Source organism: Asaia sp. As-1742, from assembly GCF_011753235.1.
Taxonomy (GTDB): Bacteria; Pseudomonadota; Alphaproteobacteria; order Acetobacterales; family Acetobacteraceae; genus Asaia; species Asaia bogorensis_B.
In genome coordinates, this window is sequence record NZ_VWWA01000015.1 from 51,782 (window position 1) to 58,796 (window position 7,015).

6 protein-coding genes and 1 tRNA gene are annotated in these 7,015 nt (G+C 63.2%); 2 read left to right on the forward strand and 5 right to left on the reverse strand.

Annotated features, from left to right (window positions below; genetic code table 11):
• Positions 1 to 6: 6 nt before the first annotated feature.
• The 4 genes from F3J08_RS14985 to F3J08_RS15000 all read right to left on the reverse strand — a co-directional run bounded on the left by F3J08_RS14985 (position 7) and on the right by F3J08_RS15000 (position 4,539).
• Entirely contained in the window at positions 7 to 459 is a 453-nt protein-coding gene (locus F3J08_RS14985) for a CopG family transcriptional regulator (protein ID WP_166931104.1), read from the reverse strand.
• Positions 456 to 2,477: a conjugal transfer protein TraG gene (locus F3J08_RS14990; RefSeq protein ID WP_166931107.1), complete on the reverse strand. Its 2,022-nt coding sequence runs from the start codon at positions 2,475 to 2,477 to the stop codon at positions 456 to 458. The genes F3J08_RS14985 and F3J08_RS14990 overlap by 4 nt, the downstream gene beginning before the upstream one ends.
• Positions 2,478 to 2,643: 166 nt before the next feature.
• Positions 2,644 to 3,207: a TetR/AcrR family transcriptional regulator gene (locus F3J08_RS14995; protein WP_240149386.1), complete on the reverse strand. Its 564-nt coding sequence runs from the start codon at positions 3,205 to 3,207 to the stop codon at positions 2,644 to 2,646.
• A gap of 219 nt (positions 3,208 to 3,426) precedes the next feature.
• On the reverse strand, positions 3,427 to 4,539 hold the full coding sequence (locus F3J08_RS15000) for an iron-containing redox enzyme family protein (RefSeq protein ID WP_166931113.1): 1,113 nt from the start codon (positions 4,537 to 4,539) through the stop codon (positions 3,427 to 3,429).
• Positions 4,540 to 4,971: 432 nt separating this feature from the next.
• Here F3J08_RS15000 and F3J08_RS15005 point away from each other — a divergent pair, with 432 nt between their 5' ends.
• Positions 4,972 to 5,199 carry a hypothetical protein gene (locus tag F3J08_RS15005; protein ID WP_166931116.1) on the forward strand — a complete coding sequence of 76 codons (228 nt, stop codon included), beginning with the start codon at positions 4,972 to 4,974 and terminating at the stop codon, positions 5,197 to 5,199.
• A gap of 12 nt (positions 5,200 to 5,211) precedes the next feature.
• Positions 5,212 to 6,933 (forward strand): recombinase family protein, encoded by a 1,722-nt coding sequence (locus F3J08_RS15010; RefSeq protein ID WP_166931134.1) that lies wholly within the window; start codon positions 5,212 to 5,214, stop codon positions 6,931 to 6,933.
• Here the strand turns inward: F3J08_RS15010 and F3J08_RS15015 are convergent.
• Positions 6,890 to 6,966: transfer RNA gene (locus F3J08_RS15015), tRNA-Met, on the reverse strand. The genes F3J08_RS15010 and F3J08_RS15015 overlap by 44 nt on opposite strands.
• Between the last annotated feature and the right edge of the window lie 49 nt (positions 6,967 to 7,015).

A 7,015-nucleotide genomic window follows, 5' to 3' on the forward strand; every position in this document is an offset into this window, starting at 1 on the left:
GGACTGTCAGTCTTTCGCCGTGACGGCACCCGCAGCGTCGGATGGCTCCAGTTCGAGATCGGTGCGGAACCGCCTGTCGCCGGCGAGCCGCCGCCCAAGCGTTTCGACGAACCGGTCGTAGCGCTCCGCGCCCTGGGCCCGCGCCGCGGCGGCCACGCTGTCCGGCAGACCCGGCATGCTGGTGAACCAGAGACGGATGAACAGCGCCAGCGTCTCGACCGATATCGACAAGTCGCGCTCGATCCGTGCCTGACGCCGGTCGAGGCGTTTTATGGCAGCCTCCAGGGACGCCCTGGGATCGCCGCCAGCGGCCTCCGGATCGAGCCAGGCCGCGATCGCGGCCTCGGCCAGCAGGGAGTCGGACATCGACCGCCGCGCCGCCTGGGTGCGCAAGCCCTTCCACAGATGCGGCTCGAGGTAGACCGACAGGCGCCTCTTCTTCGCGCGTGTGCTGGTCATGATATCCCCAGATCATTGCCGGGATCGAGCATCGCCTGACGGGCCTTGCGGGCCAGATCCGCCGCCAGGACCGCATGGAGATCCTCATCCTCGGCCGGATCGCGCCTCGGGCCCTGGGCATGGGGGTCACGGAACGGATCGTCGTCATCCCGCGGGGGCGGATCGGGTTCGGCCGTCACATCCATTTCCGGCTGACGACGCGCCTCGGCGCCAACGGGATCCTTCTCCTCACCCGCCTCGTCGACCGCGTCCTGGGGCGTGTCCGGTCTGACATCCGGCTTCGATGGCTGGGGCCGTCCGGTCCAGTCGTCAGGTGCAACCGGCAAACCCCGCGTTCCCGTCTCGGGGGCGGGGAGCAGCCGTTCACGAAACCGGGGATCGGAAAAATACCGTGCCTTCTTCGCCCGGATCGGTGAAATACCCGACACCAGGACCAGCTCATCGGTGTTGGGCAGTTCCTGGACCTCGCCGACCGTCAGCAGCGGCCGCGCGCTTTCCTGCCGCGACACCATCAGATGGCCGAGCCAGGGCGAGAGGCGATGACCAGCATAATTCTTCTGCGACCGAATTTCGGTCGCCGTGCCGAGCGCATCCGAGACGCGTCTGGCGGTGCGCTCGTCATTGGTCGCGAAGCTGACCCGGACATGGCAATTGTCGATGATCGAGTTGTTCTGCCCATACGCCTTTTCGATCTGATTCAGCGACTGCGCGATCAGGAACGCCTTGATCCGGTAGCCCGCCATGAAGGCGAGCGCCGACTCGAAGAAATCCAGCCGCCCCAGCGCCGGAAATTCGTCGAGCATCAGCAGGAGCCGCTGCCGCGCCTCGGCCCCGGAGAGGTCTTCGGTCAGGCGGCGGCCGATCTGGTTCAGCATCAGGCGGATCAGAGGCTTGGTGCGACTGATGTCCGAGGGCGGGATGACGAAATACAGCGTGGTCGGCCGCGCGGCATCGACGAGATCGCCGATGCGCCAGGCGCTGCGGCTGGTCACCTCGGCGACGACCGGATCGCGATAGAGGCCGAGGAACGACATGGCGGTGCTCAGGACGCCGGAGCGCTCGTTCGGGGATTTGTTCAGCAACTCGCGGGCGGCGGAGGCCACGACCGGATGGACGCCGCGCTCGCCGAGATGACGCGTGCCCATCATGATGACCAGGGTTGCCGCGATCGAGCGTTTCGGATCGGACAGCAGATTGGCAACACCGCGCAATGTCTTGTCTGGTTCGGCATACAGGACGTGGAGGATCGCTCCGACCAGCAGGGAGTGGGATGTCTTCTCCCAATGGTTGCGGCGTTCCAGCGATCCTTCCGGATCGACCAGCACGTCGGCGACATTCTGGGCGTCGCGGACTTCCCATTCGCCGAGGCGGATTTCCACCAACGGATTGTAAGCGCACGATGCCGGATTGGTGGGATCGAACAGGATCAGACGCCCGAAGCGTCCGCGGAAACCCGCGGTGATCGACCAGTTCTCACCCTTGATGTCATGAACGATCGCCGAGCCCGGCCAGGTCAGCAGGGTCGGAATGACCAGGCCCACTCCCTTGCCGGAACGGGTTGGCGCAAAGCACAGCACGTGTTCCGCGCCGTCATGCCGGATGTAGTCGCTGTGCCATCGGCCCAGCACCACGCCATCCGGTCCGAGAAGCCCAGCCCGTTCGATATCATGGCGGTCCGCCCAGCGCGCCGATCCGTAGGTGGCGGTACGCTTGCGCTCCCGCGCGCGCCAGACGGACATGGCCACAGCGATCAGGAACGCCAGCACCCCACCCGATCCCGCGATCCACGCGCCTTGGACGAAGATGTGCGGCGCGTAGGCGTCGAACTCGTACCACCACCAGGGGAACAGGAACGGCGCGTAGACCGGCCAGCGCCCGACGAGCAGAGTCCACGGGGGACCCAGCTCAGGCTGGAACGCCAGACGCCAGGCGACCCATTGCGTGGCTGTCCACCACGCCATCAGGACGATCAGAAAGCAGAGGCAGAGCTGCCCCCAGAGAATACGAGAACCGGACATGGCGCCCTCCGTGCCGACGGAGGAACTCTGGGCGACGGATGTCCGGCGGATTCAAGAGCTTTGCGGGTCGATCGACGGCAGGGGCGTATCCAGGCGTGAACAAACTGGCAGGGGCGTACTTATCGTTCCGTCCGCCAGGGAGCGCAGGTCGGGCGCCTGCCGGGTGTCATTTTTTCCGGGTCAGCGATCGTTCGACCTCGCTGTCCAGGAGTCGCTCGGCGGCGCTCCACGCCCGGTCGGCGGCGTCTTTCTCGTCGAGCACGTTCGCCGAGACGACCGCTCCGTCGAGAAGATAGATCATGTGATGCGCCAAGTCGTCCGATCGCGCACTCGGGACGCCGTTCGCTTCCAGGAGCGCCCGGACGGCATGACGCAGGCTGCGTTTCTGTAGCCGCGAGATTTCGGCGATCGCATCCTGCTTGCCCTTGTACTCCTCCATCGCGCGGGAGAACACGCAGCCCGCGAAATCCGGCTGGCGAAACCATGTGGCATGCCAGTCGAAGACCGCGCGCAGACGCTCTCTCGGCGCACTGCGCGCGCTGACCGCCTCGATCAGCGAGGCCTCGAGGTTCTCGACGTGTTCCTCCAGGAACTCGGCCACCAGCCCCTCTTTGTTGCCAAAGTGGTAGTAGATTGCCGTCTTGGCGATCTTGGCGTTGTCGGCGATGTCGTCGACACTGACCTGATGAAACCCTGAGCGAGCAAAGAGGGAGCCCGCTGTCGTCAACAAGGTGGCTCGACTATCCACCCCCTTCCGCTTTGCGCGGAGTTTTTGCTGCGGCACGTGCATGACCTCGAAGCAATTTGCATCAACCCGCTCGCAGCCGTAGTCGGAACGTTTGGTGCGTCAAAAACTTTAAGTGCGGATCAAGCCACAACAGAAGGCCTGCGGCAAGTCAATAAACGGGCATTTCCTGTACGGCCCGTTCGGACGATATTCCGCAGCCGGTCAGGCGACGGTCGCAAGGACGGCACGTGCTGCCGGCATTATCGACTTCATCTCCGCCAGCTGCCAGTCCCAGTAGGCCTTGCTGGAGTTCAATCGCATCATGGCCCCTTCCAGGACGGCTTTCGCCTCACTGGGATGGCGCCTGAGGACCGGGACGATCACATTGTCGATCCAGCCATCGCCATGAAGGGCGTCGACCTCGACGTGCTCGCTATAATAATCCAACACCGACGGCCGGTCGGAGCCGATCCCGACACGCCGACAGCCGGTCAGCAATTTCACGTATTGATCAGGATCGGACAGTTCGGTGACGGCCAAGGCGCCGATCGAGTGGAAGTATTCCCTGCGATTGAACGCGAAGTAGAGCAAAAGATTATAGCCGGAAAGCCCCTCCCAGCCCAGCATATCGACAAATTGCTCCGGCGCGTCGACGATCCCGAGATAGTCCAGCAGATCCCGATAGAGGCGCACATGCGTGCGCGCCGGATTGCCCTGCCCCATCTCATCCCAGAAATTATGCGCGACTTCCGTCCGGACGTCTTCATCGATCCCGACCAGCGACAACACGATCAGGTCGTAGAAACGCATATTGAGCGCGTAATCGGTGGTAAAATACTTGACGATCTGCGGGCGGCAGGCTTCGTTTTTCATGAAGTCGAAAACGGCGTGGTCGTGTCCGACGTGCCCTTTCCAAAGCGACTTGATCGCTTTCCCGATTGTCTCGGGTTCCACTACGGCCGGGATCACACCCACCCTCGCGAGCTCCCAGTCCATCCATGAGGACTCGATCGCGCGCCGGACGCGCAGGAGTTCGATACTGTACTGGTTGGGGCCCAGGCCTGAACGAGGTTTGCACAGATGCAGCCCATACAGGTCGTGCAGGACACGATGCACTATCTTCCTCGCCGCCATATCGCCCCCTGCGAAGGCCAGGTCACAGCAGTGAGAGACCAGAGCCTGCAGGTCGCCGATGGCGCCGCGAGACGCAAGGAACAGGTCGGCATCCGCATGCGCGAGAGCCTCGTTGACCATGCGCCGCAATGACCGCGGCTTATCGTCGACTGAATTGAAATGAGGTCGCGCGGAGGCGGCCGCGCCAGCTTGTGTCGGCATGAAGCAGTTCCTTGAATCGTGTCATCGACGGGAAAACAGCTCGCGACCTGTTACAACTCAGAGTGACGAAACGGTCCGTTTTCTGTCAAGCAGATTCAGGCGGACGACACTCATTCGTCATTGCGCAAGTCAGTGTTGAAAGCAGCCCCTACCTCCGAGACGCCGCTCTTACGACCGTTTGGTACAGACTCCTATTTTCGCACACTTTTCATGATGAGTTCATCAGAGTAGAAGCACAGGTGAACAGTTCGACGAAGCACGACGAACGTCTTGAATACCTGACACCAGGAAACTCACGCTCACCAAAACGTGAAAGAAAGCACCGAATAATAGTACGCCCTAACAGACACCACTACTCCCGTTTACGCGCCCATACTCCGCAACAGACCGTTCTATTGTCGTTTCTTCTTCTTGCTTGCTCAAGAGCGATGCATGGTGGCGGCGACCGAAGCCTGCACAAAAGGCAAGACGATGCGCGCCAAAAACGCTACAGTGTCGACATCGCCGCGCGTGATTCTGGCACCGGATGTCCATCTGGACGCCAGTGAGCAGCGCGTGACGGAGTGCCTGCGCGCGCTGGTGCGCGCGCTCGCACGTCAGGCGGCGCGCGATTATGTCGAAGAACAGAATGGAACGATCCGTACACGATCAGAGGAATGACAGGAGGTCTTCATGAAGGTCGCGCTCTACGCCCGCTATTCGTCCGACAACCAGCGCGACGCTTCGATCGAGGACCAGCTCCGCCTCTGCCGCGACCATGCCGCGCGTCAGGACTGGACCGTCGTGGACAGCTACAGCGATCGGGCGGTCTCGGGCGCGTCCCTGCTGCGTCCAGGGATCCAGGAGCTGATGCAGGACGCGCAGCGCGGGAAATTCTCTATCGTCCTGGCCGAGGCCATGGACCGCATCTCCCGCGATCAGGAAGACATCGCCGGGGTCTTCAAGCGCCTGAGCTTCGCCGGCGTGCGGATCATCACCCTGTCCGAGGGGGACGTCACGCACCTGCATATCGGCCTCAAGGGCACGATGAACGCCCTGTTCCTCAAGGATCTCGCCGACAAGACCCGGCGAGGGCTGCGCGGCAGGGTCGAGGCGGGCAAATCCGGAGGCGGCCTCTGCTACGGCTATGACGTCGTCCGTCAGTTCGATGGCGCGGGTGGGGCCATTCGGGGAGAGCGGACGATCAACGAGGACGAAGCGCGGATCGTGCGTCGCGTCTTCAAGGAGTACGCCGCCGGCAAGGCGCCGCGGGCGATCGGACTGGGGCTCAACGCGGATGGTGTTCCCGGCCCGCTCAGTGGCGCATGGGGGCCGTCGACCATCCACGGGAACCGCGAGCGTGGTACCGGCATCCTCAACAACGAACTCTATGTCGGGCGCCTGGTGTGGAACCGCTTGCGCTATCTCAAGGATCCGGAGACCGGCAAGCGGGTTTCCCGCCTCAACCCGGAGAGCGAGTGGGTGATCCAGGACGTGCCCGACTTGCGTATCGTCGAGCAGAATCTGTGGGATGAGGTCAAGGCGAGGCAGGCGACGACGACATGGTCGCAGAAAGCCCGTGGCTCCGGCGTACATCCGCTCAACAACCTGCGCCGGCCGAAGCACCTCTTCACCGCGATGATCCGGTGTGGGTGCTGCGGTGGCGGCTTCTCGATGATCTCAAAGGATCTGCTGGGGTGCTCGACCGCGCGCAACAAGGGCACGTGCGAGAACCGGATGACCATCCGGCGCGACGTGCTGGAGAAGTCGGTCCTCAACGGTCTGCGGACGCAGTTGATGGATCCGTCGCTGTTAAAGGAATTCTGCGACGAGTTCGCCCGGGAAGTGAACCGCGTCCGGATGGAAAAAAGCGCCGGCCTGGCAGCGATGCGGGCCGAACTGCCGCGCGTCGACCGGGAACTGGACAAGGCAATCCAGGCCATCCTCGACGGGGTGCCCGGCAGCAAGCTGAAGGACAAGATCGGCCGGCTGGAAGCGCGCAGGGAAGAACTCACCGCGTTGCTTGCCGAAGCGCCGGAGCCCCCGCCCCTGCTGCATCCGAACATGGCCGCAATCTACCGCGAGCGGATCGAAGCGCTCTCCGAGCACCTCCAGAGCGGAGGCAACACGGAAGCCGTCGAGCGCCTGCGTGCGCTTGTCTCGCACATCAAACTGATCCCCGAGGACGGCGAGCTTGCGATCTTCCTGCAGGGCGACCTTGCGGCGATCCTGAGTTTTGCGTCGAACAAGAAAAACGCCGCGCTCCATCCGGAACGCGGCGTTCTTGATGCGTTCGTTGCGCAGGAATCATTGGTTGCGGGGACCTGCAACCGAAGAAAACTGCGCTCTTCCGGTAAAGAGCAGGATACATTGGTTGCGGGGGCAGGATTTGAACCTGCGGCCTTCAGGTTATGAGCCTGACGAGCTACCGGGCTGCTCCACCCCGCGAGGGTGGGGTGTTTTTGTGGGGTGGATCAGGGGACCTGGCGGCGACCGA